Origin of the sequence: Streptomyces sp. NPDC001604 (genome assembly GCF_042893475.1) — a bacterium.
In the GTDB taxonomy this organism is placed as follows: domain Bacteria; phylum Actinomycetota; class Actinomycetes; order Streptomycetales; family Streptomycetaceae; genus Streptomyces.
Window position 1 is genome coordinate 273,493 of sequence record NZ_JBIAUY010000006.1, and the last position, 24,239, is coordinate 297,731.

At 72.0% G+C, this 24,239-nt stretch carries 23 protein-coding genes; 13 read left to right on the forward strand and 10 right to left on the reverse strand.

Features of this window, described 5'->3' with window-relative positions; genetic code table 11:
• Positions 1 to 55: 55 nt before the first annotated feature.
• The gene (locus tag ACFY1E_RS19665; protein ID WP_351478424.1) at positions 56 to 439 is read right to left on the reverse strand and encodes a BlaI/MecI/CopY family transcriptional regulator; all 384 of its coding nucleotides are present in this window, start codon (positions 437 to 439) and stop codon (positions 56 to 58) included.
• 138 nt (positions 440 to 577) lie between these two features.
• On the opposite strand from ACFY1E_RS19665, the gene ACFY1E_RS19670 reads away from it, so the two are divergent.
• Positions 578 to 2,086 carry a hypothetical protein gene (locus ACFY1E_RS19670; protein WP_389077451.1) on the forward strand — a complete coding sequence of 503 codons (1,509 nt, stop codon included), beginning with the start codon at positions 578 to 580 and terminating at the stop codon, positions 2,084 to 2,086.
• 197 nt (positions 2,087 to 2,283) lie between these two features.
• Entirely contained in the window at positions 2,284 to 3,174 is an 891-nt protein-coding gene (locus ACFY1E_RS19675) for a lysylphosphatidylglycerol synthase domain-containing protein (protein ID WP_389077453.1), read from the forward strand.
• Here ACFY1E_RS19675 and ACFY1E_RS19680 read toward each other — a convergent pair.
• Genes ACFY1E_RS19680 through ACFY1E_RS19700 form a run of 5 tightly spaced genes read right to left on the reverse strand, consistent with a single transcriptional unit; the run spans position 3,093 to position 6,300 of the window.
• The gene (locus tag ACFY1E_RS19680; protein WP_389077828.1) at positions 3,093 to 4,010 is read right to left on the reverse strand and encodes a phosphatase PAP2 family protein; all 918 of its coding nucleotides are present in this window, start codon (positions 4,008 to 4,010) and stop codon (positions 3,093 to 3,095) included. The two genes, ACFY1E_RS19675 and ACFY1E_RS19680, sit on opposite strands and share 82 nt — an antisense overlap.
• Positions 3,913 to 4,605, reverse strand: a complete 693-nt coding sequence (locus ACFY1E_RS19685; protein ID WP_389077830.1) for a DUF4573 domain-containing protein — start codon at positions 4,603 to 4,605, stop codon at positions 3,913 to 3,915. Before ACFY1E_RS19685 ends, ACFY1E_RS19680 begins: the two co-directional genes overlap by 98 nt.
• Entirely contained in the window at positions 4,574 to 4,966 is a 393-nt protein-coding gene (locus tag ACFY1E_RS19690; protein ID WP_389077455.1) for a hypothetical protein, read from the reverse strand. Before ACFY1E_RS19690 ends, ACFY1E_RS19685 begins: the two co-directional genes overlap by 32 nt.
• Before the next feature lie 48 nt (positions 4,967 to 5,014).
• Positions 5,015 to 5,620: a phosphatase PAP2 family protein gene (locus tag ACFY1E_RS19695; protein WP_389077457.1), complete on the reverse strand. Its 606-nt coding sequence runs from the start codon at positions 5,618 to 5,620 to the stop codon at positions 5,015 to 5,017.
• Positions 5,617 to 6,300, reverse strand: coding sequence for a DedA family protein (locus ACFY1E_RS19700; protein WP_389077459.1), 684 nt, complete (start codon positions 6,298 to 6,300; stop codon positions 5,617 to 5,619). Before ACFY1E_RS19700 ends, ACFY1E_RS19695 begins: the two co-directional genes overlap by 4 nt.
• A gap of 96 nt (positions 6,301 to 6,396) precedes the next feature.
• Between ACFY1E_RS19700 and ACFY1E_RS19705 the strand changes: the two genes are divergently transcribed.
• From ACFY1E_RS19705 to ACFY1E_RS19735, 7 genes are all read left to right on the forward strand, one after another.
• On the forward strand, positions 6,397 to 6,822 hold the full coding sequence (locus tag ACFY1E_RS19705) for a BlaI/MecI/CopY family transcriptional regulator (RefSeq protein ID WP_389077462.1): 426 nt from the start codon (positions 6,397 to 6,399) through the stop codon (positions 6,820 to 6,822).
• A 79-nt stretch (positions 6,823 to 6,901) separates the two neighbouring features.
• Positions 6,902 to 7,834, forward strand: coding sequence for a M56 family metallopeptidase (locus ACFY1E_RS19710; protein WP_389077463.1), 933 nt, complete (start codon positions 6,902 to 6,904; stop codon positions 7,832 to 7,834).
• Between the two features lie 501 nt (positions 7,835 to 8,335).
• Positions 8,336 to 10,186 carry a M1 family aminopeptidase gene (locus tag ACFY1E_RS19715; protein ID WP_389077465.1) on the forward strand — a complete coding sequence of 617 codons (1,851 nt, stop codon included), beginning with the start codon at positions 8,336 to 8,338 and terminating at the stop codon, positions 10,184 to 10,186.
• A gap of 584 nt (positions 10,187 to 10,770) precedes the next feature.
• A complete protein-coding gene (locus tag ACFY1E_RS19720; RefSeq protein WP_389077466.1) occupies positions 10,771 to 11,529 on the forward strand; it encodes a hypothetical protein in 759 nt (252 codons plus the stop codon).
• Positions 11,530 to 11,576: 47 nt separating this feature from the next.
• Positions 11,577 to 11,861: a hypothetical protein gene (locus ACFY1E_RS19725; protein WP_389077468.1), complete on the forward strand. Its 285-nt coding sequence runs from the start codon at positions 11,577 to 11,579 to the stop codon at positions 11,859 to 11,861.
• 16 nt (positions 11,862 to 11,877) lie between these two features.
• Positions 11,878 to 12,420 carry a hypothetical protein gene (locus ACFY1E_RS19730; protein WP_389077471.1) on the forward strand — a complete coding sequence of 181 codons (543 nt, stop codon included), beginning with the start codon at positions 11,878 to 11,880 and terminating at the stop codon, positions 12,418 to 12,420.
• 220 nt (positions 12,421 to 12,640) lie between these two features.
• Positions 12,641 to 13,246 carry a dihydrofolate reductase family protein gene (locus tag ACFY1E_RS19735; protein WP_389077473.1) on the forward strand — a complete coding sequence of 202 codons (606 nt, stop codon included), beginning with the start codon at positions 12,641 to 12,643 and terminating at the stop codon, positions 13,244 to 13,246.
• A 29-nt stretch (positions 13,247 to 13,275) separates the two neighbouring features.
• On the opposite strand, the gene ACFY1E_RS19740 is transcribed toward ACFY1E_RS19735, so the two are convergent.
• The 4 genes from ACFY1E_RS19740 to ACFY1E_RS19755 form a co-directional block, all read right to left on the reverse strand.
• Positions 13,276 to 13,788: an O-acetyl-ADP-ribose deacetylase gene (locus ACFY1E_RS19740; RefSeq protein ID WP_389077475.1), complete on the reverse strand. Its 513-nt coding sequence runs from the start codon at positions 13,786 to 13,788 to the stop codon at positions 13,276 to 13,278.
• Complete coding sequence (locus ACFY1E_RS19745; protein ID WP_389077477.1) at positions 13,785 to 15,194, reverse strand: phytoene desaturase family protein; 1,410 nt, start codon at positions 15,192 to 15,194, stop codon at positions 13,785 to 13,787. Before ACFY1E_RS19745 ends, ACFY1E_RS19740 begins: the two co-directional genes overlap by 4 nt.
• 97 nt (positions 15,195 to 15,291) lie before the next feature.
• Complete coding sequence (locus tag ACFY1E_RS19750; RefSeq protein WP_389077480.1) at positions 15,292 to 16,137, reverse strand: inositol monophosphatase family protein; 846 nt, start codon at positions 16,135 to 16,137, stop codon at positions 15,292 to 15,294.
• 105 nt (positions 16,138 to 16,242) lie between these two features.
• Positions 16,243 to 18,093 (reverse strand): gamma-glutamyltransferase family protein, encoded by a 1,851-nt coding sequence (locus ACFY1E_RS19755; RefSeq protein WP_389077482.1) that lies wholly within the window; start codon positions 18,091 to 18,093, stop codon positions 16,243 to 16,245.
• Between the two features lie 247 nt (positions 18,094 to 18,340).
• On the opposite strand from ACFY1E_RS19755, the gene ACFY1E_RS19760 reads away from it, so the two are divergent.
• From ACFY1E_RS19760 to efeU, 4 genes are all read left to right on the forward strand, one after another.
• Positions 18,341 to 18,970, forward strand: a complete 630-nt coding sequence (locus tag ACFY1E_RS19760) for a DUF6230 family protein (protein ID WP_389077484.1) — start codon at positions 18,341 to 18,343, stop codon at positions 18,968 to 18,970.
• Between the two features lie 193 nt (positions 18,971 to 19,163).
• Positions 19,164 to 20,027 (forward strand): DUF6230 family protein, encoded by an 864-nt coding sequence (locus ACFY1E_RS19765; protein WP_389077486.1) that lies wholly within the window; start codon positions 19,164 to 19,166, stop codon positions 20,025 to 20,027.
• Positions 20,020 to 22,041 (forward strand): DUF6114 domain-containing protein, encoded by a 2,022-nt coding sequence (locus ACFY1E_RS19770; protein ID WP_389077489.1) that lies wholly within the window; start codon positions 20,020 to 20,022, stop codon positions 22,039 to 22,041. The genes ACFY1E_RS19765 and ACFY1E_RS19770 overlap by 8 nt, the downstream gene beginning before the upstream one ends.
• A gap of 142 nt (positions 22,042 to 22,183) precedes the next feature.
• Entirely contained in the window at positions 22,184 to 24,223 is a 2,040-nt protein-coding gene (gene efeU / locus ACFY1E_RS19775; RefSeq protein WP_389077491.1) for an iron uptake transporter permease EfeU, read from the forward strand.
• Positions 24,224 to 24,239 lie beyond the last annotated feature (16 nt).

Sequence of the window (24,239 nt, forward strand, 5' to 3'; positions counted from 1 at the left end):
GCGCCGCCTCCCTCTCCTGGTGTTCCCCGTTGCCACTGCGGCTGCAGCCGCCGCCTCACGCACCGCTCTCGCCGAGGAGTGCCCGCAGCGCGGCCTCCTCCGCCGGGCTCAGGCCCGTGACGAACTGCTGGAGGGCGGCTATCGGGTCGGGGCCGCGGTCCAGGGCCTGGTGCATGGCCTCGGCGGTCATCTGTGCCGCGTTCTTCGCCGGGCGGTAGGCGCCGCGCCGGCCGTCGGCGTCCCGCAGGACGAGGCTCTTGTCGTGCAGTCGCCGAAGGATCGTGTGCACGGTGTTGTAGGCGAGGTCGCCGCCGAGGTCGGTCTGGATCTCGGCCGGGGTGAGAGCCCGGTCCGTCGCCCACAGGGTGGCGAGGACCTCGCTCTCCAGCTCGCCGGGGCTGCGCCGCTCGCCCCTGCCGCGAGGAGTCGTGCCTGCCATGGCCACCACCTTACGGTGCGTAGGGTCCCGCGGTCACCAAGTCGAACCCGCCCCTTACCCGGCTCCGGCTTCACTCCGCCCTACAACCTGTAGGGTGACACCCAACCCTACAACTTGTAGGACCGGATGGGGTGAACGATGACGAGGACCTCCCACGCCGATCCGCCCCGCGCCACCCGGCACGGGCCGCCGGCGACCACCCCGCCGCCGTGGCGCTCCACCGGCGAGTGGTGGCTCGCGGCGGTGGCGGCCGCCTTCACACTGCTCCAACTCGCCCTGGTACGGCCAGGAATGGGCCTGGGCTGGGACGAGACGGTGTACGTCAGCCAGGTCAGCACCCACGCCCCGGCGGCCTTCTTCAGCGCACCGCGCGCCCGCGGCATCACCCTGCTGGTGGCTCCCGTCGCCTCCTGGTCGTCGTCCACCGCGCTGCTGCGGGTGTACTTGGCGGTCCTGTCCGGGCTCGGTCTGTACTGGGCCCTGCGAGCCTGGCGGGGCCTGTTCCCGGTACGGGTGATCGCGGCCGGCGGCGCCCTGTTCGCATCGCTGTGGATCACCCTCTTCTACGGCCCGCAGGCCATGCCCAACTACTGGGTGGCCGTGGGGGGGTCGGCCACCGTGGGCTTCTTCCTGCACGCCCGGTCCGACCGTACCCGGCGCGGCGCCCTGTGGGGCGTGGTCGCGGGCACGGCGCTGATGGCGTGGATGCGGCCCACGGACGCCGTCTGGGTCACCCTCCCGCTGCTCGCGCTCGTGCTGTTCGTCCACCCCCGACGCCATCTGCGGCTGCTCCTGACCCTGGTCACCGGCCTTGCGGCGGGGACCACCGAGTGGATCGTCGAGGCGTACGTCGACTACGGCGGCGTCGGCGCCCGGCTGGCCGCCGGTGCCCGCGTCCAGGGCGGCCTGGGCCTGCACAACGCCGTCGTCGACCAGCTCCGCAGCCTCGGCGGGCGCGCCCTGTGCCGCCCGTGCACGGGGGCGATCGCGAGCCCGACGGTGATCGCCTGGTGGTTCGCCCTGCCGCTGCTCGCCGCCGCCGCGCTGGTCATCGCCGTACGGGCCCGCCGTACGACCCCCACGCTGCTGCCGCTGGCGTGTGCGGGGACCGCGGCCGTGCCGTACCTCTTCCTGATCGGCTATGCCGCACCCCGTTTCCTGCTGCCCGCCTACGCCCTGCTCGCGATCCCGGTCGCGGACGCCCTGGCCCGTCTGGTCACCGCACCGAGCGGGCGCCGGCGAACGCTGGCGGTGACAGCGGTGGCCGTGGGTCTCGCAGGCCATCTGGCCGTGCAGTTCGACGTGTTGGAGCGCGCCGTGTCAAGAAGCACCGCCGACCACCGTGCCTGGGGCCGCACCGCCGCGGACCTGCGCCGTCTCGGCGTACACCCACCGTGCCTGGTCACCGGGGGCGATTCCGTGCCGGTCGCCTTCGCCGCAGGCTGCGGCTCCGCCCACACGGGCGGCCACGACGCCAACACCACCCCTGCGGAACTCGCGCGAACCGGCCGCCGGATGCCGGTCGTCCTTCTCACCACCCATCTCGGCCACCCGCCGTCGTACGCCCGCACCTGGCAGCCACACCGCCTGACGGGCGGTGGTGCGTACCTGTCTCCCGGCGACGCAGGGAAGGGCGGTCAAGGATGACCACGTCCGTGGACGGGACCGCACGCACGAGCGCCGTCGGCGGAGTCCAGGCCGACTCGGCAGCGCCCCGAAGGGGCGCGGGGCTGTCTCGAGCTGCGGCTCCGCCCCGATGGGAGTCCCCCCGCTCGAGCGAAGCCGAGAGCGGGGGAGCGACCAGTCACGGCGGCGCCGCAGACGACAGACACCCCGTCGCGGCCGTGGCCGCACTGGTCCTGACCGCCGCCGCCATCGGCCTCGCCGCACTGCACTGGCCCGTCCTCGACTCGGGCGTCGACCGACTGGCCGTCGCCGACCGCGGCTGGCTGCTGCTGGCAGCCCTGCTCACCCTGCTGACCTGGGCAGCCGCGGCGCTCGCGCAACAGGGCGCGGTGCGCGAGGCGCTGCCCGCAGGCCGGTTGCTGACGGTGCAGTTCGCGGCCTCCGCGGCGAACCATCTGCTGCCTGCCGGGCTTGGCGCGGGCGCGGTCAATCTGCGGTTCCTGATGCGCAGCGGCCTGCCGCCCGGCCGGGCGGCCACGGCCCTCGCGGTCAAGTCCACCGCCGGAGCCGTCGTCCGGATCGCCCTGATGGCGGTGCTCGCTCTCGCCTGTCCCGGCGTGCTGCGGTTGCCGTCGGTGGGCGGATCGAAGCTGCTGGTCGGTGCGCTGGCGGCAGCGGCTGCGGTGCCCGTGGCCGTCCTGCTCGTGCGGCGGACGCGGCTGCGGCGGGTGTTGGCCTGCGCGGCGGCCGACGTACGTGCCGTGCATGAGAACCCCCGGCGCGCGGCGGCCCTGTGGGGTGGCTCGCTGGCCTTCGCGGCCCTGCACACGGCGGTGGTGATCGCCGTCGGCCACGCCCTGGACGTACCGCTGCCCGCGGGGCGCATCGCGCTCGCCTATCTCGCCGCGAGCAGCGCCGCCGTCCTGCTGCCGACGCCCGGCGGCCTCGGCTCCCTGGACGCCGCGCTCGCCTGGGCGCTGACCACGGCCGGCGCCCCGGCCTCGGTGAGCGTGTCGGCCGTGCTCGGCTACCGGTTGCTGACCGTCTGGCTGCCGCTGGTGCCGGGGCTGCTGGTACTGGCCGGACTGATCCGTTCAAGAGCCCTGTGAAGGCTCGTCGGCAGTGCTGCCGGCCGAGAGGACGGGTCAGGGCCGTCCGAAGAGGTGGGCAACCCTGGACCTGACGAAGACGAACGCAGACCGGAGGTCAGCGAACAACGGGGCTTGCCGGGGGACGGGGATCGGCCGGGAGGCTCCGTGGACAAGCGGGGGCCGGAAGCCTCCGACGACGGAGAGGACCCGGGAACGCGCGAAGACGGAGACGAGCCGGGAGCGCCCGAAGACGGCGGCAAGCCGCGAGCTTTCGTGGGCGGACGCGGGCCGGAAGTCTCCGGGGACAGAGGTGCGGTGGGCGTGTCCAGCGCGGTGCCCGTGCCGGGCGACACGGGCCCGTCACGTCCCGTCGACTGCACGGGCAGCCACCGGGGCCCGCCCCACCACCACAGGCTCAGCCATGCGACGGCGAGCAGCCAGCCGCCGATGACGTCGCTCGCCCAGTGCACCCCGAGGTACACCCGGGTCAGGCCGACGGCCACCGCCCAACACACCGCGAGGGTGCAGGTCGTGCGGGCGAGATCCACGCGAGCGCGACGAGTCATCACCCAGCACAGGAGGCCCGCGGTGAGGGCCGAAGTGGTGGCGTGGCCGGAGGGGAACGCGAAGCCGGACGCATGCGTCGCCCAGTCGGCAGGGGCCGGCCGGGCCCGCGCGAGGAGTTCCATCAGTGCGGTGCGGATCAGTTGCCCGGCGACCAGCACGACCAGGAGGACGACGGCGATCCGGAGCCGCTCACGCGCGGTGCGCCCCGCGAGGAACCCGGCGATCACGACGAGTACGTATGGCCAGGGCTCCGTCCCCGTGGCCGTGATCCCGCGGGCGAGGGCCACCGCTTCCGGAGGCCGGTGCGCAAGTCCCCACGCATGCACTGCAGGGTCCCCCGGCAGGGGCGCGCCGTGGCGCAGTCCCACCGCGGTCGCGAGGCCCGCGAACAGCAGCGCGCAGACGACGGCAAGCAGCACCGGCGCCCGTCCGGCCCGGTTCACACCTGGCCCTTGCTCCGTCCGGTTCACATCCGGCCCTTGCCCGGCCCGGTTCACACCCGGACCTTGCCCCGTCCGGTTCACACCTGGACCTTGCCCCGTCCGGTTCACATCCGGCCCTTGCCCTGCCCGGTTCACACCTGGACCTTGCCCCGTCCGGTTCACATCCGGCCCTTGCCCTGCCCGGTTCACATCCGGCCCTTGCCCTGCCCGGTTCACACCCGGACCTTGCCCCGTCCGGTTCACACCCGGCCCTTGCCCGGTTCGCCCCGGCCCTTGCCCGCTCCGGTTGGCGCTCGGCCCTCGTCCGCTCGGATCCCTTCGCGGCCGCCCGGCAGGGTCTCGTGCCCTCGCACCGTGCACCGCCGATCGCCGCCCTTCCTCGGCCGGGTCCCGTGCCGAACGCCGGGCTACCCGCCCAGCCTCTCCGCCTCCACCGGATTCGGCATCACGCCCGCCGCGCTCACCATCACCACCCGGCTCAACAGCACGCCTGCCGGGCCCGGCCCCACCACCGGACCCAGCAGCACGCCCGCCGGGCCCGCCCGCACCACCAGACCCAGCTTCCTTTCCGCCGCTCCGGGCGCCTCCGCCAGACCCAGCAACCTCGCCGCCATTCCCGGCACTTCCGCCAGACCCAGCAACCTCGCCGCCGTTCCCGGCACTTCCGCCAGACCCAGCAACCTCTCCGCCATTCCCGGCACTTCCGCCAGACCCAGCAACCTCTCCGCCGTTCCCGGCACTTCCGCCGGCCCCAGCAGCCTCTCCAGCGCGCCCAGGCGCAGGCCCAGCGCCGCCGTCATCCCCAATCGCACCCCCGCCCCGCTCGTCCCCCTCCCCCTCGCGCCCAGTCATGAAGCCGTCACCAGGGACCTGAGCCGAGTGGCGTCCGCACGTGTGACGAGAGGGGCGGCGCGGTCCGCCAGAAGGGTGAGGGGCCAAGCCAGGGCCGCGCCGAATGCCAGGCCCACGATCACGTCGTGCGGATAGTGCACGCCGATCCAGACCCGGGAGGCGGCCATCAGGGCGGCGGCCGGGACCGCGATCCGGCCCAGGCGCCGGTGTGCGTGCCACAGGGCGACCGCGGCGGCCCCGGCGATCACCGCATGGTTGCTGGGGAACGACCAGTCGCCCGCGGCCGGACACGCCTCGACCGTCACGGTGTGCAGCGTCCGGCACGGTCTGCGCTCGGCGACGGCCGACTTGACCAGCACATCGACCACGTAACAGACCACCACGACCACAGGGGCCGCCAGCGCCCGGACCATCCGCACCTCCCCCGCACTTCGGGCCCACCACCACGCGGCGAGCATCAGCACGCCGAACAGCGCGAGGCCGTAGTCGGACCAGACGGCGATCGCGGTGTTCAGGGCATGCGGGGTGTGGCGGGCGAGGCCGGTGATCCAGGTGTACGCGCCGCCGTCCACCGAGGCGCCGCCGAAGGCGAGGCCGGTCACGAGGAGGCCCCCTCGGAGGCGCGGCGGGCACGGGCGCGCCGGGCCTCGAGAGCGATCGGGGTCAGGGAGACGACGACCACGAGCGCGACCAGCGGCAGCAGGTAGCGGTCGACGTTCGGCACCGAGGAACCCAGCGCGTAACCGCCCAGCACCAGTCCGATCGTCCAGACGAGGCCGCCGATCACCTGCCACAGGGTGAAGATCCGCACCGGCACGTCGAGCGCCCCGGCCAGCGGGTTCAGCACGGTGCGCACGACCGGCACGAAACGGGCCAGGACCACCGCCTTGGCATGCCCGTAGCGCGCGAGCAGTTCCTCCGCCCGCGCCGCGCCCTCGTGCAGCTTCTTGGCACGGCTGCGGGCCAGCAGCGCCCGGCCGCCCCGCCGCCCGAGCCAGTACCCCGCCTGGGCACCGAGCAGCGCGCCGGCCACGGCGGCGGCCAGCACCTGCGGGAGTGACAGGTGCACGGATCCGTGGACGCCGGGGACGCACAGCAGCCCGGCCGTGAACAGCAGCGAGTCGCCGGGCAGGAAGAAACCGACCAGCAGGCCGGTCTCGGCGAACATGACGACCGCGATGCCGAGCGCGCCGAAGGCGGACAGCAGGGATCCGGCATCCAGGACGTTCACCGCTTGGGCGACGGCGAACTGGGCAGCTGCCACGGAGGCGGCCCCTCTCATACTGGGAACGGAGCGGGCACGCACCCGCACCTAGCGACTACAGTCATGTAGACCGTCTACTGAACTGTAGACGAATCAGAGCCGAGGAGTGTTCCCATGCCCCAGGGGCAGATTGACGAGCCGGTCGACGGCCCGGTCGACGGGCGCACGGACCGACGGCCGGCCGGCGAGCTCGAGGCGAGCGTGCTGGCCGCACTGTGGGCCGCGGACGCGCCGCTCACGCCCGGCGCCGTCCAGCTGGAGCTCGGCGGCGGTCTCGCCCGCACCACGGTGACCACGATCCTCACACGCCTGCACGCCAAGGGCGCGGTCACCCGCGCGCGCTCCGGCCGCGGCTACGCCTACGCCCCGGCCCAGGACTCCCCCGGCCTCACGGCCCGCCGTATGCACGCCGAACTCGACAAGGACGAGGACCGCGGCACCGTCCTCGCCCGCTTCGTCTCCGACCTGAGCCCGGAGGACGAACAGCTGCTGCGCACGCTCCTGGAGGGCGGCCCGGAGGGCGGTGAGGACAGCGCGTGAACAGCGCCTTGGGGATCTTGTTGTCGGCTGCGGCGCGTAGGCTGGTCGACCACGGTCCGGCGGCCTCTGGAGGAATCCCGTGATCTACGCCGTGTGGCTTCCGCTGCTCATGCCGTTCCTCGCCGCGCCCGTGGCCCGGCGTGGCGCGGAGCAGCTGCGGCCGCGGACGGCGGCCTGGGCGCTGACGGCTCTCGCGCTGGTCCTCGCCCTCTCCAGTACGGCGGCGCTGGGCATGCTGGCCCTGGACGGCGCCCTGCGCCTGTCCTTCGTCGCCGAGGCGGCACACCTCTCCCCGCATCTGCTGGGTGCCGGCTCGCCCGCCACCGTGCCGGCCGCACTGCCGGCCGCCTTCGCACTGACGGGTCTCGGCGTCCTGGTCCTCGACCGGGCCCGCCGCCACCTGCGCGAACTGCGCGCCGCGCACCGGCAGTTCCACACCGGGGCGAGCGCCGGCGATCTCTGTGTGCGGCACGACGACCGGCCCGAGGCCTACGCCCTGCCCGGGCGGCCCGGCCGCATCGTGGTGACGACGGGAATGCTGCGCGCCCTCAGTGCCGGCGAACGCGAGGTGCTGTTCGCCCATGAGCGCGCCCACCTCACCGGCCGCCACCACGTCTTCCTCGCGGCCGCGGAGTTCGCCGTCGCGTTGCACCCCGCCCTGCGCGGCCTGCGCGCCCCGCTCTCGTACGCCCTGGAGCGCTGGGCCGACGAGTCCGCGGCGCAGGCGACGGGCGACCGCGCGCTCACCGCCCGAGCCGTCGGCCGCGCGGCCCTCGCGGCCCGTGCGGCGGGCTCCTCCGCGCGCCCCCGTCTGTCGCTGACGGCCACGGCGGGCCCGGTCCCCCGCCGCGTCACCGCCCTCCTGAGCGCCCCTGCGCCCGCCACTCGCCTGCTCACCCGCTCCGTGGCCTGTCTGCTCCTGGCCTGCGTGGCCGTATCGGCGACGGCGGTGCTGGACGCGGCCACCGATCTGCACGCGGGCATCGAGGTCGCCCAGGGCGAGCAGGGGTAACACGGGCAACGCGGCCTTCGGCGACGGCGACTGACCCGGCGCAGACCTGACAGCCCCGCGGAGCCGGGTGTCACGGAGACCGGCGGGCCGCCCCTTCGATGAATCCGCTCACGAGTCGATGAACCCGGTCACGAGTCGATGAACCCGGTCACGAGGTCGACCTGATCACCTGGATTGGACCGCGTCCGCCAGCCGCTCCCGCAGCATCCCCATGCCCGGCCGGGCGTTCGCTCCGGCTGTGCCCGTGCCGGTCGTAGCCGAGGAGCCGGCCCAAGGGACCGCCGTTACGCCGTTTCGTAGAAGAGCCACCCTCGACGCCGGTTTCCCGGCGATCACCCCAACCCGCTTTACCCCTTTTTCATGGCATGCCCTCGACAAATCTGCCACGCTACAGCGGTCGCACCACCGATACACGCAGCCCACTGCCGTCCGCAGGCGCACCCCAGCCGACCGGGCGGCACCGAGCAGGCCGGGATCCCGGCCGCCGCAAAGGAGTTTCGCGTGAGAAAGACCCCCCACAGATCCATCGCCGTGCGCGCACTGGCAGTCACCGCGCTGGCCGCCGTCTCCCTCCCCGCCGCCCCTGCCACAGCCGCCCCCTCGGCCGCGGCAGCCTGCACCCCGGCCCAGGTGGTCACCAACGGCGGCTTCGAGAGCGGCACTTCGCCGTGGACCCAGTCCTCGACGAGCGTCATCACCAGCCGTTCCGGCCAGACCGCACACGGCGGCACCAGCTACGCCTGGCTGGACGGAACGGGCGGCACCCACACCGACACCCTCTCCCAGAGCGTCACGATCCCGTCGGGGTGCAGCACCGCCACGCTCTCCTTCTGGCTCCACATCGACACCACCGAGACGACCTCGTCCATCGCGTACGACAAGCTGACGGCGAAGCTCGGCAGCACGACGCTGGCGACGTACTCGAACCTCGACAAGAACACCGGGTACGTGAAGAAGACCCTCGACGTCTCGGCGTTCGCGGGGCAGACCTTGAGCCTCGCCTTCACCGGCAGCGAGGACTCCAGCCTGCAGACCAGCTTCGTCCTCGACGACATCGCCCTCGACACGTCCGGGGGCAGCACCCCGCCGGCGGACTCCACGCGCACGCCCGCCACGCCCTCGTACACGGTCAGCCTCAGCAGCAACACCAGCGGCACGGTGTGGACCGGCCATGAGAGCGCGACCTTCACCAACGCCTCCTCGACCGCGCTGAGCGAGGTGTACCTGAGGCTGTGGGACAACTACCACGGCACCTGCGACGCCATGCCGATCACGGTCACCAACGTCACCGGCGGTACGGCGGGTTCCCTGTCCGTCGCCTGCACGGCTCTGCAGATCACCCTGCCGACGCCGCTGGCGCAGGGGCAGTCCGCCACGATCGGCTTCGATCTGGGCATCACCGTGCCGAGCGGCGCGGACCGGTTCGGCCACGACGGGGCCTTCAACAACATCGGCAACGCACTGCCCGTCCTTGCCGTCAAGGACGGCTCCGGCTGGCACCTGGACCCGTACACCAACAACGGCGAGTCCTTCTACTCCGTGGCCGCCGACTTCAAGGTGACCCTCGACCACCCGAGCACCCTGCTGGTCCCGGCCACCGGCACCTCGACCGACACCCCGGGCTCCAGCGGCCGTACCGTCACCACCGCGACGGCCTCCAAGGTGCGTGACTTCGCCTGGGCGGCCGGTCCGTTCAGCAAGATCTCCGGCACCTCGGCCGCCGGGACCGCGATCAACATCTACTCCGTCTCGGGCATCAGCTCCTCCGACGCCCAGTCGATGCTCTCCACCGCCAAGTCGGCCGTGGACGCCCATGCGGCGCGCTTCGGGGCGTACCCGTACGGCGAGTTGGACGCGGTGATCGACAACAACTACTGGTTCGGCGGCATGGAGTACCCCGGGTTCGTCCTCGACCTGGTCAGCACCACCGCGCTCACCCACGAGATCGGCCACCAGTGGTGGTACGGCATCGTCGGCGACGACGAGTACACCAGCCCCTGGCTGGACGAGGCGTTCACCGACTACGCCACCGACCTGGCCCTCGGCAAGACCGGCAGCAACTGCTGGAACAGCGTCTCCTGGGCCTCCTCCGCTGAGAAGATCACCAACTCCATGGCCTACTGGGACGCCCACTCGTCCCGCTACTCCACCGTCGTCTACGGCTACGGCAAGTGCGCCCTGCACGACCTGCGGCGGTTGCTCGGCGACACGGCGATGACCAAGTTGCTCAAGGACTACGCCACTTCGCACTGGTACGGCGTCTCGACCACGGCCGAGTTCAAGGCGGCCGCGCAGGCCGCCACGAGCACGGACCTGACCTCCTTCTGGAGCACGCACCGCATCGACGGCTGAGCATCCGATCGACGACTGAGCATCCGATCGACGACTGACGGCCCGGCGGGCCTGCGCGGCGAACGCCTCGTGGGCCCGCCGGTCGTTTCACCGCGCGCGGTTGAACTCAGTTGCGCGTCCAGGGAGCCGAGAGGCGCAGGGCGCGAACTGCTGGCCTGGCGCGGGCGCAGGAGCTGCTCGCGCGCCCCTGCATCGGGCGACCTCCCGCGCCCCCAGGACCGCGTCCTCATCGCCACCGGGTAGGGCGGAGAGTTTCGACGCCGACTTACCCGAACTTCCTTGTACCGATGGCGAGTTGGTAGCACGAGCGGTGCATCGGTGGCGGTTCGAGTCGACGGGATCGACTGACTTCACCTGGAATCTCATGACATGCATGGCATATGACTCACGCCTATCTATTCCGTTACATGTCACTCTTACGTAAAGCTCAACAACTTCACCCATCCTCCACATCTTCCGGACCGCTACATTCCTCTCCTTCGGTATGCGCCTTCTGGCCGTTCCGTCCCATGACGGACCGAATGTCTGACGGCCGGCGCACACTCATCGGGGGAAAGGGCTGGGGACCCATGCAGGTGAGCGACATGGCAGCCGAGGCTGTCCGCGTCCTGACGCAGCACATGACATCGGCGGCCGCGGGTGCGGGGCAGGTCGCGCAGGGGGTGGCGACCCGGCTGCTGGCCGATCTGGTCGCGAACCGGCTGCGCCGCGGGGGCAACGGGGGGCAGTGGGACGACTTCGCCCGCGACCCGCGCAACAACTCCCTCGTCGAGTACCTGCTGAGACAGGCGGTCGAGGAGGACGAGGACTTCCGGCGCGCCCTCGCCGAGGCGGTGCGCGGGGCGAAGGCCGAGCGGCCGGGCGGCACGCAGGTGAACTCGATCAGTATCGGCCGTGACGGCGACGCGCGGATCGGCGACCGGCGCGACACCTACGGCGACCACAACCGCGTGGTCAACGGAGCCGGTTCGATCTACGAAGGCGATGTCACCCACCATCAGCAGGGCGACACCTATGAGGGAGACGTCACCCACAACAGCCCGGTCGGGCGCTACGTGGTGATCGCCCTGGTCGTCCTGGCTCTGATCTTCATCGTGTTCAAGGCCGTTCCGGCGGTCCTGGGCGGCGGCGAGGACGCAGGCCTGACCGGCTCCTCGACCTGCAAGGACTTCCTGAACGAGGACCAGGCGACGGAGTCACAGGCCATGGTCGACATCGCCACGTCCAAGGGGCTCGGCGGCTTCGGCAGCCCGCTCGCGCTGCCCGCCATCCGCTACGAGTGCAGCTTTCGTCCGGACGACTCACTGGGCTCGGTGATCGAGAAGCACAAGGGCCAGTTCTGACGTCCGTGCAGTGCAGGTGCCAACGTCTGACAAAGGGGGACCAACCCATGCATTGGGGTGTCTACGAAGTCTTCTCCGTGATCTCGGGGATCGTACTTCTCGTCTGCGGGCTGATGCTGCCCGACATCACCGTGAAGGACCGGTCCTGGTCGGTCCTCGGCGGCGCGTTCCTGCTGGTCTACGGCGTCTACGTCGCCAAGCAGACCTCGGGCACGTACTACTTCCCGGTCACCGTCTTCATCATCCCGGTGGGAGCGGTGCTCTACCTGCTCGCCGCCGCGTTCGGCGCGACGCGGTCCGGGGCCGGCGGCGCCTCGGACGACGGTGAGTAGGGAGAGGGGCACGGCCATGACCGACGACATCGCACACGGACCCACCGACGCCCGGCCCGGACAGCCCACCTGTCTGCGCCCCGGCTGCCGGCAGCACAACAAGCTGGAGCCCGGCCCCCAATGCCGGGGCTGCGGCCACCGTACGTCGATCCGGCCCCGGCCGGACCTGTTCCAGACGCTGGGTTACCACAACCCGCCCGCGCCGGTGCCCCCGATGCCGTCGGGCGCACCGCCGGTGCCCTCCGCGCCGCCGAGGCCGGTGGCATCGCCGTTCGTGTCGGGGGGACCCGCGCCGACGGCACCGGCGGGAGCCTTCGGGCCTCCGGCGATGCCCGTACGGCCGCCCGCGCAGCGGCTGGGCGTGCGGGAGACCGCCTCCCGGGCGGTCTTCGGCGGCTTCTGGTGCCTGGTGACGGTGGGAGGGGCCGTCGCCGCGGTGAAGGGGCTGACGGACGGCGACTTCGGCGGCTTCCTGCTGAGCGTCCTCGTCGCCACGGCGAGCGGCTTCTACGCCCGCTACATCTTCCGCGGCGGCCGCTTCCGCATCCTCTTCTTCTAGGAGACGCGGGGGTAGCCGAGCCTCCAGGGCTTGTGCGGCCGACAGCAGGCTCGGCCCCGGGCACAGCGAGAAGCGGAACGCCCTGCGCAGCGTGCGGCTGCGCAGGGCCGGATCACCGCCCGTGGCCGCCAGGAGTTTTCTCGTTGCTCCACAGCGCGGACGATGAGTTTGTGGCTCCCGGCCGGTCCAAGCTCGTGACACCTCAGGAAAGGACACCGCCATGTCGGAGCTTCTCGTCGACTTCATCACCTCCCTCGACGGCTACGCATCGGGAGAGGGATGGCCCGGGTTCTGGGGCCTCGAGGGCCCGGAGTACCTCGCATGGCTCGGTGAGCAGCCCGAGGCCACCTATCTGATGGGAGCGAACACCTACCGCCTGATGTCGGGCTTCGCCGCAGGCGAGGTGCCGAAGGGCCAAGACGAGTTCAGGCCCGAGGAAGAAGCGTCCGTCGACCAGCTCACGCAAGCGTCCAAGGTCGTGTTCTCCTCTTCACTCGAGGAGCCACTGACCTGGGCCAACTGCACGCTCGTCCGCGACGACGCCGTCGAGGCGGTCCGCGCCATGAAGTCGAGCGGCTCGGGGCTCCTCAGCACGATCGGCAGCCTCAGCCTGTGCCGGTCCCTGCTACGAGCCGGACTCGTCGACCGCTTCCGGGTCGTGATGTTCCCGGTGATCACCGGGGTCACGGGCGAAGAACGCATCTACGACGGCTATCCGGACGTCGCCCTCGAGATGATCGAGCACCGCACTTTCGACGGCCGCATCCAGCTGGTCGAGTACAAACCCCGCGTGCTCGAGCACCCGCCGCTCGGCGCCCCTGCGTGACATCGCCCCGTCCGCCGGTCCGCGGCTTCTCAGCCGTTTTGCTTGGCGAACGCCTCGTACGCCCGGTCGTCGAAGAGGACGAACCGCACCTCTTCGACACCCGTCGGAGTGTCCCGCACCGTCTCCACCGCGATACGAGCCGCATCCTCCATCGGCCACCGGTACACGCCGGTGGAGATCGCCGGGAACGCGACCGTCCGCGCACCCAACTCGTCCGCCACGCGCAGAGACTCCCGGTAGCAGGAGGCGAGCAGTTCGGAGCGGTCCTCGGTGGACGACCAGACCGGGCCCACCGTGTGGATCACCCAGCGTGCGTCCAGGTCACCGGCGGTGGTGGCGACCGCCTGGCCGGTGGGCAGGCCCTTGCCGTACTGGGAGGCGCGGAGTTTGCGGCACTCCTCGAGGATCGTGGGCCCGCCGCGGCGGTGGATGGCGCCGTCGACTCCTCCGCCGCCGAGCAGGGAGGAGTTCGCGGCGTTGACGATCGCGTCGGCGCTCTCGCGGGTGATGTCGCCCTTGGCGAGCGTGATGGTCGGCGTCATGTCTGCCTCAGCCTCCTCCAGACCGCCTTCGCCGCGTTGTGCCCCGACATGCCGTGTACCCCCGGACCGGGTGGGGTGGCCGAGGAGCAGATGAAGACGGCCGGGTGGGGGGTGCTGTACGGGAACAGGGAGAGCTTGGGGCGCAGCAGGATCTGGAGTCCGGAGACCGCGCCGGAGGCGATGTCGCCGCCGATGTAGTTGGCGTTGCGGGCGGCGAGTTCGGGCGGGCCTGCGGTGGCGCGGGCGAGGACGCGGTCGCGGAAACCGGGCGCGAAGCGCTCCAGTTGGCGTTCTATGGCGTCCGTGAGGTCTCCCGTCCAGCCACTGGGGACGTGGCCGTAGGCCCAGAAGACCTGCTTGCCTTCGGGGGCGCGGGTGGCATCGACGACGCTGGGCTGGACCGTGATCATGAAGGGCTTGTCGGGGGCTCTGCCCTCCCGGGAGGCCGCGGTCAGGGCGGCACCGATCTCCGCGCTGTCAGCGCCGATCTGCACGGTGCCGGCGGCGCGGGCCTCCTCGGCGGTCCACGGCACCGGGCCGTCCAGTGCGTAGTCCACCTTGAAGACCCCGGGGCCGTACCTGTAGCCCTCGTAGTAGCGGCCGAGGCCCGCGATACGGGCCAGGGCGGTGGGTGAGGTGTCGAAGACGTAGGCGCGGGCGGGCGGCAGGTCGTCGAGGCGCTTGACCTCGTAGTCCGTGTGGACCAGGCCGCCCAGGTCCTTGAGGTACGCGGTGAGCGCGTCGGAGATGGACTGGGAGCCGCCGCGGGCCACGGGCCAGCCGCGGGCGTGTGCGGCCAGGGCGAAGACCAGGCCGATGGCGCCCGTGGCGAAGCCGTCGAGCGGGGCCATGACGTGTGCGACGAGGCCCGCGAACAGGGTCTTGGCCTTCTCGTCCTGGAAGCGGCGGGTCAGCCAGGTAGACGGGGGCAGGCCGACCAGGCCGAAGCGGGCGAGGGTCACCGGGTCGCGCGGCAGGGCGGTGAGCGGCAGGGACATGAAGTCGCGGGTCAGGGTGTCCCACTTGGGGAGGAAGGGCGCGACCAGCCTGCGGTAGGCGCCCGCGTCCCGTGGGCCGAAGGACGCGGCCGTCTCGGCGACCGAGCGCGAGAGCACGGCGGCGGTACCGTCGGTGAAGGGGTGCGCCATGGGCAGCGCGGCGTGCAGCCACTCCAGGCCGTACCGCTCCAGGGGCATGGTGCGGAACGCCGGGGAGTTGATGGCGAGGGGGTGGGCCGCGGAGCACGGGTCGTGCCGGAAGCCGGGCAGGGTGAGTTCCTCGGTGCGGGCTCCTCCGCCGACGGTGTCACGGGCCTCGAACACCGCCACGGAGAAGCCGCGGCGGGCCAGTTCCACGGCGGCCGTCAGTCCGTTCGGCCCCGCACCCACCACGACAGCATCGAGCATCGACGGCACCTTCGGACCCCTTCGTCAGCCGATGGCCTCTGAGGATCAGGATATGCCGGGGCACCGACAGCCACCGGCGGCAGGTGGTTCCCGCTGATCAGGCCGTGCCCGACAGCAGCCCGTGCACCCTTCGGGCCGTCGCCGTGTCACGTGCGGCCGTGAACGGAAGGGCGTTGCCGCCCGTGATGCGGAAGGGCTCCCCGCTGAGCGTGAGGTGGGCGCCGCCCGCCTCCTCGACCAGCAGGATGCCCGCCGCGTGGTCCCACGCCGCCTCCCAGGAGAAGGCGACGGCGTCCAACTGGCCGCGGGCTATGGCGAGATACTCCAGGCCCGCCGAGCCGCAGGAACGGAACTCGACACCGTCGGTCCGCAGGCCGAGCAGGGCCCGCTTCTGCTCGTCGGTCGTGTAGTCCGGGTGGGAGGTGGCCACTTGGAGGTCCCGGCCGGGGACCGGCGAGCCCGCGGACAGCCGCTCGCCGTCCAGGAAAGCGCCCTGGCCCCTTACGGCGGTTGCCAGTTGGTCGCGGGCGGGTGCGTAGGTCCAGGAGGCGAGCAGAACCCCGCGGTGCGCGAGGGCGACCAGCGTGCAGAAGCCGGGTTCGCCGTGCACGAACTGCCGTGTCCCGTCGACCGGGTCGACGATCCAGACCGGGGCGTCGCCCTGTATCGCCTCGTACGTCACCGGGTCGGCGTGCACCGCCTCCTCGCCGACCACGACCGAACCGGGCAGGAGCGCGCCGAGGGCGTCCGTGAGGTACTGCTCGGCGAGGCGGTCGGCGTCGGTCACCAGGTCGTGCGGTCCGGCCTTCTGGTCGACCTCGTGGGCGGCGAGCCGGCGGAAGCGGGGCATGATCTCGGCCGCGGCGGCCTTGCGGACCGCCTCCTCCACGTCGGCCGAGTGGCGGGCGAGAAACTCGTCGATGGTTTCCTTGTCTTCGATCATGGCTCCATGAGAGCACGCGCCACTGACAATCCCCACCGTGCCGGTGGACCCCCGGTGGAATCGGCGTGAACTCGGCGTGCTCGGTCAGCGGCCCGGTGTGCGCGATCAGCGACCCACCGCGTACCCCTGCATGCCCCGCGGGTTCGCGGCCGCGGACAGGATGCCGGTCTCCGGGTCCCGGGCGACCGCGCACAGCCGGCCTTCCGACCAGGGGTCACCGACCGTGACGTCGTGCCCGCGACGCCGCAGCTCCTCGACGACACCGGGATCCATGCGGGACTCGACCGTCACGCTTCCCGGCCGCATGCCGCGCGGATAGAACGACCCCGGGAAGCCGTCGTTGTGCCAGTTCGGGGCGTCGATGGCGCCCTGCAGGTCGAGACCGCCACGGACCTGGGCGCGCAGGGCGACGGCCAGGAAGAAGTGCAGCTGCCACTGGTCCTGCTGGTCCCCGCCGGGCGTGCCGAACGCCATGACCGGCATGCCGTCGCGCAGGGCGATCGAGGGCGTGAGGGTGGTGCGGGGGCGGCGGCCGGGCGTCAGCGAGTTCGGCAGGCCCTCCTCCAGCCAGGTCATCTGCAGCCGGGTGCCGAGCGGGAACCCCAGCTCGGGCACGACGGGGTTGGACTGCAGCCAGCCACCGCTGGGCGTGGCCGCTACCAGGTTGCCCCAGCGGTCGACGACATCGAGGTGGCAGGTGTCCCCGCGGGTGGCGCCGTCGGCGCGCACCTCGGGTTCCCCGGCACGCGCGCGTGGCTCCCCCGGCACCGGGGACGTGGTCGGCTTGGCGACCGTCGGCTCGCCTGCGCCCATCGGGTTGAACCCGGGGTCGTCGGTGACGACCACGCGCGCGTGCCCGCTCAGCCGCGGGGTCCGCCCGCCGGGACCGCCGGGACGAAGCTCGTACGAGGCCTTGTCGCCGACGAGTCCGCGCCGGGCCGCGTTGTAGTCCGCCGACAGCAGCTCGTCGAGCGGGACCTCGACGGCGTCCCCGTACCAGGCCTCACGGTCGGCCATGGCGAGCTTGCAGCCCTCGATCAGCAGATGGACGTAGTCGGCGGACCCGTACTCGGGCAGCTCCGGCGGGAGCAGGGCGAGCTGCTGGAGGAAGGCCGGGCCCTGGCTCCACGGGCCGGCCTTGCACAGGGTCCAGCCGTTCCAGTCGTACGTCGCCGGCGCCTCGTAGGTCGCGGACCAGCCGGCGAGGTCGGCGGCCGTGAGGGTGCCGGTGTGGCGTTCGCCGCTGGTGTCCATGGTGGGCCGCTGTGCCTGCCGTACCAGGGCCTCGGCGATGAACCCGGACCGCCAGACCTCCCGCGCCGACTCGATCTGCGCGACCCGGTCCCCCGCCCCGGCGACCTCGGCGAGCAGTCGCTTCCAGGTGGCGGCGAGGGCGGGGTTGCGCAGCAGCTCACCGGGGCGCGGGGCCCTGCCGCCCGGCAGGTACACCTCCGCCGACGAGATCCACTCCGTCTCGAAGAGCTGCCGTACCGACTCGACGGTCGCGCCGATGTTCTCCACGGGCGCGTGGCCGTGTTCGGCGTACCCGATGGCGTACTTGAGGACGTCGGCGAGGGGCTTGGTGCCGTGATCGCGCAGCAGGAGCATCCAGGCGTCGAACGCGCCGGGCACGGCGGCGGCGAGCGGTCCGGTGCCGGGGACGAGTTCCAGCCCGAGTCCGCGGTAGTGCGCGACCGTCGCCGCGGCGGGTGCGACGCCCTGGCCACACAGCACCCGCACCTCGCCGCCCGCCGGGGCGAGCAGGATCGGCACCTCGCCGGCCGGCCCGTTGAGGTGCGGCTCGACGACATGCAGCACGAAGGCCCCCGCCACGGCGGCGTCGTACGCGTTGCCGCCGTCCTCCAGGACGGCCATCGCCGACTGCGAGGCGAGCCAGTGGGTGGAGGACACCATCCCGAAGGTGCCCCGGAGGGTGGGACGAGTGGTGAAGTGCATGTCTGACCTCGATGTCTGCGGGCATGGGCCGACCCATCCAACCTCAGGTGAAACCTGAGGAGAAAGAGCACGTGGGACGCACTGCCCCTCCCCGGCCTCCGCCGACCCCGGGTTGATCGCTGCGTACCGGTTCCGGTTGCCGACCTCCACACCGCAGGTTGCAATGAGGCTGCGGCCCGACGGCCGCAGCCGACGGCGCAGGTGGTTCCCGCCCCCGCTCGGCCCCGCTCGAGCCGGGGAGGCAGCGATGACGTTCCCTGAGCCCGGTGCCCGCCCCGAGGGGCACACCCGGTGGAGTCGGCTCGCTTGGGTGATGGTGCCGACGCTGGTGGTGTCCGCGCTGCTCCTGGTGGGGATCGGCAGCGGGATCCTCCCCGTCTCGCTCGCGGTCACGGCACAGTCCATGACGATCTCCGGACAGAACCTCGAGATCACCGCCGACCGGCTGGAAGGCACCGGGTTCACCCAGTACGTCGCGACGGACCAGTCGAAGTCCCGGACCTACCCGGAAGCCATCGCCGGAATCGACTCGGCCGACCTGTACAACCTGTGCCAGTCGATGGTCGTCAAGCTCCCCGTCGTCGGCGAGACCACCCTGCGGATCGGCGCCGGCGGGGGCGGCAAGCCCGCGCACGCGGACCATCTCGTCGTCCACACCGACGACCTCGGCGGCGACGCGGTGTTCCACAACATCGTCATCGGCCAGGATGCCTCGACCTTCAAGAACGGCTCCGGTGACCTGGCGGGACTCTTCGGGCAGTCGGCCGACACCGTCCGCATCGATCACCTACGGCAGTCGACCCGAGAGGTGAAGGCGGCGACCTTCCGGCTCACGGGCCTGCACCTCAGCGTGAAGGCCGGAGACAAGCCCTGTTAGTCGACCACCTCTATTCCCCTCCCTTTGCCTGAGCCACGCGGGTGAATGCATCCGTCCATTGGGGTCCCCCGCTGATTCTCTGAGTCACCCGCGGGTCCCGTCGCAGTTGGCGATGCGTACCGCCCGAGACTCGGGAATTTGGGGCTTCTCGGCCCGTTGAAGGGCCGGCCCGGATTGTCTGACGGGGAGAGGGATGACGAGCAACGCCGACAGTGCCACCCAGACCACCGTGAGCACACGTCTCACGGGCCACACCCGATGGAGGCGCCTGGCCGTGGCCATGGTGCCCACTTTGCTGGCGTCCGCAGGGCTGTGCACGGCGATGGCGCGCGGCGCCCTGGCCGCGTCCTTCGGGGTGTCGCCCAACTCGTTCACGGTTTCCGGCGAAAGCTTCCAGATCTCGGCCAGCACGCTCGACGGGCAGGGGTTCGTTCAGTTCGGTGTGCTGGACCGCGGCGCTCACGCCTCGTACCCGGAAGCCCTTTCCGGCATCCGGTCCGCGGACCTGTACGACCTGTGCCAGTCCGTCGTACAGGACGTGCCCCTCCTCGGGCCCGTCACCCTGCGGCTGACCTCGGGCAGCGGCGGAACTCCCGCGCACGCGGACCGGCTCGTCGCCGACAGCCACGACCTGAAGGGCGACGCGCTCTTCCACAACATCAACATCGGTCAGGACGCCGCAACGGTGCAGGGTGTGCCGGGCGTGCACGGCGAGCCCGGCGGCTTCGGCGAGCAGGCCGACACCGTACGCATCGACAACCTGCGGCAGCAGACCCGTTCGGTGAGTGCGGCGACGTTCCGGTTGCCGGGGCTCCACCTGAGCGTCCAGGTCGGCTCGAACCCGTGCTTCGACGCTGATGCGGACGAGGGGGACGACGACTCTTCCGGTGCGGATCACGACGGTCACGGCTCTTCCGGCGGGGATCACGACGGTCACGGCTCTTCCGATCACGGAGGTCACCACTCCTCGGACGAGGATCATGCAGGTCACCACTCCTCGGACGAGGACGATGCGGACCACGGACACCACCGCACTCCGGAGGATCGAAGTGAGTAGTGCGTGGCTGCATCTCGGAGGCAGGAGGAAGGGAGAGGCCGGCGGAGAGCGGCACGGATGGTGGAGCGCTTTCCGCGACTGGCGGCGCAGCCGTCCGTTCTGGGCCGGGGTGTGGACGCTGCTGGCCGGGGTCGAGATCCTCTCCATCCCGTTCGCGCCGTTGCCGGTCATGATGCATGAAGGCGTCGCCGGTGTGGCGGGGTCGCTCATGGGGATCTTCCTGGTGGTCCTCGCGCTCAGCCTGTGGCTGTCGCCCGCGCACCGGGTGTTCGCGGGCATCGCGACGCTGGTGCTCGCGGTCGCCTCGCTGGTGCTCTCCAATTTCGGCGGCTTCCTGATCGGTTTTCTGCTGGGCATCACCGGCGGCGCGATGGCGGTGAGCTGGGTGCCGTACGCGAGGCCTCCGGTCCGGCCGCCGATCTGGCCGGACTGGCGGCGCGGGAACGGCTCGGACCGCTCCGGAGGTCCGGACAGCCCGGAGGATCCGGACGGTCCGGGCGGCCCCGGCGGTCCGGGCGGCCCCGGTGGTTCGGGCGGTTCCGGCGGTTCGGGCGGCGGTGGGGCCGGTGGCTCCGGTGAACCGGACGGCTGGGGAGGCGGCGGAGGACATGCGGTCGGCGGCGGACAGGCCGGCGGCACCCCGCGCCCGAACGGTCTGACCTGGCGCACCAGCCGTATGCGGGCGCTCGGTGTGCTGCCGATCGGGGCGCTGCTGACCGGCGGGCTGCAACCGGCCCCGGCGCACCTCCCGCGGGTGCTGCCGAGCCGTGCCGATCCGCCCAGCGTGCTCGGGAGCACCGTCGACGACAGGACTGCGCCGCGCCTGACCGTCTGCTCTCTGCTCGACGGCCTGCTGGGCGGGGCGGTTCCTCCCGCGCGCGGCCCCGGGGGCCGTGTCCCCGGCTCGGGCTCCGCAGGGGACGGCGGCCCGCACGCACCCCTCGTCCCTCTTGTACCGAAGCCGCGTACAAAGACGCACGCCAAACAGAGGCCCGGACGCGGACCCGCCTCCGTCAAGCCCGCTCCCGCTCCCGCTCCTTCATCGGGAGCGAGCCTTCTCGGCTCGGTCTCCGACCTGCTCGGCCTGCACGGTTCGGACGACGCTCGCGAACACGACAAGGGCTCGGCTGCCCGGCACGACGGTGAGACCTCAGCGCCGACCCGCCCCGCAGACCGGCAGCAGCGCAGTAGGCCCGACCACGCCGCCGGGCCGGGCGCGTCGGACAAGAAGTCGAGCGGGTCCAGCGGCAAGGTCCCGCCGTCCGTGCTGCGTCTGGACATTCCGCCGCTGCCTGCCGACGGGCGGATGGAAGGGCCGCTGTCTCTGCTGCCGCTGCACATCGGTCTGGGCGCGGGCTCCGACAGGGGTGAGCGCTCGCGCTGGTGCCTTCCGCAGCCCTTGATCTCCCTCAGGCTGGGTGTCGATGCCGCCGCGTACCGCGTGCGCACCGCCGCCCAGCCCTTCCGGGTCGTCACCCCGCTGCTGGTGCTCACCGGCCTGACCTATCACGGCATCACCGAGGTGCCGACGGCGTACGGCCCGCAGGAAGTCCTTGTCTTCACCGCGTACCGGGTCGACATTGCGAGCCTGCGCCAGACGGCCCCGCTGCTCGCCCCCGGATGCGGCCGCCACCAGCCCCCGCCTCCCGCTCCGCCCTTCCACGGCCTGCCCGGCCTCCGGCTGCCCCTGCTCGACATGGGCATCCCCGGCATCGGCCGCGTGGACCCGTCCGCCCCCGGCCCCTGGTATCCCTGCCAGGGCACGCTGGAGACGGACGCGCCCTCCAGCACGACGGTGGCCACCGGGCGGCCCGTGGTCCTGCTGACGAAGGTCCTCAGCGGGAACCTCCTCGGCCTGCTCCCCGTCACGTTCACGCCGAGCATGCCGCCCCCGCTGCCACCGGGGCTCACCCTTCCCATCCCGATCTTCTTCACGAACGTCACCGCGTACAACCAGTTCCTCAGCGCCGACGAACTGGACGTCCCCGGTATCCACCTGACGGCATCCCGCTGACCTCGTTGTTGCCAGCGGCAGTGCGGCTGTGCGGCAGATCAGGATTTTGGCCTCGCAATTACCCTTTCGCGGCTGACTGATTACATCCCCGCAGTCATGATGGTCGGCGTTTGGTTAGGCATGCCTACGCTAAGAGGACCGCATGTGGGATGACGCGTTTCCGAGCTTCTTGATCGGGCTGCGGGAAGGACTCGAAGCCGGGCTCATCGTCTCCATCCTCGTCGCGACCCTGGTGCGGGCCGACGCCCGCTCCCGTTTGCCGCAGGTGTGGACGGGCGTCCTCGCGGCGATCGCGCTCGCCATGAGCTTCGGGGCCGTCCTCACCTTCACCGCCGCGTCCCTGTCCGCGACCGCCCAGGAGGCCTTCGGCGGCACGCTCAGCCTGATCGCGGTCGCGTTCGTCACCGCGATGGTCTTCTGGATGCGCCGCTCGGCCCGCAGCCTCTCCGGCGAGATCAAGGAGAAGGTCACCAGCGCGCTCGGCATGGGCGCGGGTGTCCTGGTGGTCACCTCCTTCCTCGCCGTGGGCCGTGAGGGCCTGGAGACCGCGCTGTTCCTGTGGACCACCGCCCAGGCGGCCGGCGAGTCCGCGGGCCCGCTGACGGGCGCCGCCGTCGGCCTGCTGCTGTCGGCCGTCCTGTGCTGGGGCCTGTACCGGCGGGTGCTGAAGATCAACCTGACGAGGTTCTTCACCGCGACCGGCGTCGTCCTGATCGTCATCGCCTCCGGTGTCCTCGGCTACGGCCTGCGCGACCTGCAGGAGGGCGGTGTGCTGCCCGGGAGCACGGCGTACGCGTTCGACCTGAGCGGCAGCATCGACGCCGGTTCCTGGTACGGCACCCTGCTCCAGGGCGTGTTCAATCTGACGCCGGCCATGACCTGGCTGCAGGTCATCGGCTACGGCGGCTACCTCGCCGTAGTGATGACGCTGTTCGTGCGCGGTGTCCGGGCCACGGCACCGAAGCAGCCCGCTCCCGCCAAGCCGACCTCCGACCGGGAAGAGGAGGCCGCCCGGCCCGCACGGCGCCGTCCCGCCTGGGTGGTCCCCGTGGCCGTGGTCACCGTGCCCGCTGTCATCGCGGGTCTCGCCGTGGCCCTCGGCCGTCCCAAGTCGGCCACCGGGCAGACCATCGCCGTGTCGGAGAAGGACTGCGGCAAGGGCTTCAGCGCGCCCGAGCCCGGCCGGCGGACCTTCCAGATGCACAACACCGGTGACAAGACGTCCGAGGTGTATCTCGTCGATCCGGCCACCAACGCCGTCTACGGAGAGGTCGAGGGCCTGGCGCCCGGCACCACCCGCGCGCTGGTCGCCACCGTCGCGGGCGGCACGTACGCGTGGCGGTGCGTGCCGAGCAGCGGTACGGCGGTGACCTCCAGGGCGGTCCGTGTCACCGGCGGGGGCGCTGCGCAGGCGGTCGTGCCCGTCTCGGAGAAGGATCTCGCAGGCCCGCTCTCCCAGTACAAGGCGTACGTCGACCAGGGCTTGGCAGCCCTCGGCGGGCAGACACACGCTCTCGCCGCCGACATCCAGGGCAACCACCTCGGTCGGGCCCGCGCCGACTGGCTCGTCGCGCACCGTACTTATGCCTCACTCGGCGCCGCCTACGGCACCTTCGAGGACTTCGACCAGAAGATCAACGGCAGGGCCGACGGACTGCCGGACGGCGTGCACGACACGGGTTTCACCGGCTTCCACCGCCTTGAGTACGGCCTGTGGCACGGCGAGTCGGCGGCCTCGCTCACCGGTCCGGCCCAACAGCTGGCCGCCGACACCGTCGGGCTGCGCAGTGCTTTCCCGCACCAGGACTTCGACCCCTCGGACCTGCCGCTGCGCGCCCACGAGATCCTCGAGAACACCTTGCAGTTCGAGCTGACCGGGGACACCGACGAGGGCAGCGGCACCAACCTCGCCACCGCCGACGCCAACCTGGCCGGCACCCGCGAACTGCTCACCGTACTCAGGCCCCTGCTCACCAGCCGCTCCCCGCATCTGCTGCCGACCGTCGACGCGGACATCACCCGTCTGCAGGAGCTCCTCGACGCGGCTCACCACGGCAGCTCCTGGACACCCGTGGACCGGCTCGACGCGAGCGCCCGGGCCCGCCTGAACGGAGCCACCGGCCAACTCCTGGAGGGCCTCGCCCCGGTTCCCGACCTGCTGGAGATCCGGAAGTCCGCCTGATGACCGCCCCGCACCG

Excerpts from the sequence above, each read along its gene's own strand:
- ACFY1E_RS19665 (WP_351478424.1), bottom strand. The coding sequence starts at position 439 with ATGGCAGGCACGACTCCTCGCGGCAGGGGCGAGCGGCGCAGCCCCGGC.
- ACFY1E_RS19670 (WP_389077451.1), top strand. The coding sequence starts at position 578 with ATGACGAGGACCTCCCACGCCGATCCGCCCCGCGCCACCCGGCACGGG.
- ACFY1E_RS19690 (WP_389077455.1), bottom strand. The coding sequence starts at position 4,966 with ATGACGGCGGCGCTGGGCCTGCGCCTGGGCGCGCTGGAGAGGCTGCTG.
- ACFY1E_RS19700 (WP_389077459.1), bottom strand. The coding sequence starts at position 6,300 with ATGAGAGGGGCCGCCTCCGTGGCAGCTGCCCAGTTCGCCGTCGCCCAA.
- ACFY1E_RS19705 (WP_389077462.1), top strand. The coding sequence starts at position 6,397 with ATGCCCCAGGGGCAGATTGACGAGCCGGTCGACGGCCCGGTCGACGGG.
- ACFY1E_RS19720 (WP_389077466.1), top strand. The coding sequence starts at position 10,771 with ATGGCAGCCGAGGCTGTCCGCGTCCTGACGCAGCACATGACATCGGCG.
- ACFY1E_RS19725 (WP_389077468.1), top strand. The coding sequence starts at position 11,577 with ATGCATTGGGGTGTCTACGAAGTCTTCTCCGTGATCTCGGGGATCGTA.
- ACFY1E_RS19730 (WP_389077471.1), top strand. The coding sequence starts at position 11,878 with ATGACCGACGACATCGCACACGGACCCACCGACGCCCGGCCCGGACAG.
- ACFY1E_RS19735 (WP_389077473.1), top strand. The coding sequence starts at position 12,641 with ATGTCGGAGCTTCTCGTCGACTTCATCACCTCCCTCGACGGCTACGCA.
- ACFY1E_RS19740 (WP_389077475.1), bottom strand. The coding sequence starts at position 13,788 with ATGACGCCGACCATCACGCTCGCCAAGGGCGACATCACCCGCGAGAGC.
- ACFY1E_RS19745 (WP_389077477.1), bottom strand. The coding sequence starts at position 15,194 with ATGCTCGATGCTGTCGTGGTGGGTGCGGGGCCGAACGGACTGACGGCC.
- ACFY1E_RS19750 (WP_389077480.1), bottom strand. The coding sequence starts at position 16,137 with ATGATCGAAGACAAGGAAACCATCGACGAGTTTCTCGCCCGCCACTCG.
- ACFY1E_RS19755 (WP_389077482.1), bottom strand. The coding sequence starts at position 18,093 with ATGCACTTCACCACTCGTCCCACCCTCCGGGGCACCTTCGGGATGGTG.
- ACFY1E_RS19760 (WP_389077484.1), top strand. The coding sequence starts at position 18,341 with ATGACGTTCCCTGAGCCCGGTGCCCGCCCCGAGGGGCACACCCGGTGG.
- ACFY1E_RS19765 (WP_389077486.1), top strand. The coding sequence starts at position 19,164 with ATGACGAGCAACGCCGACAGTGCCACCCAGACCACCGTGAGCACACGT.
- efeU (WP_389077491.1), top strand. The coding sequence starts at position 22,184 with ATGTGGGATGACGCGTTTCCGAGCTTCTTGATCGGGCTGCGGGAAGGA.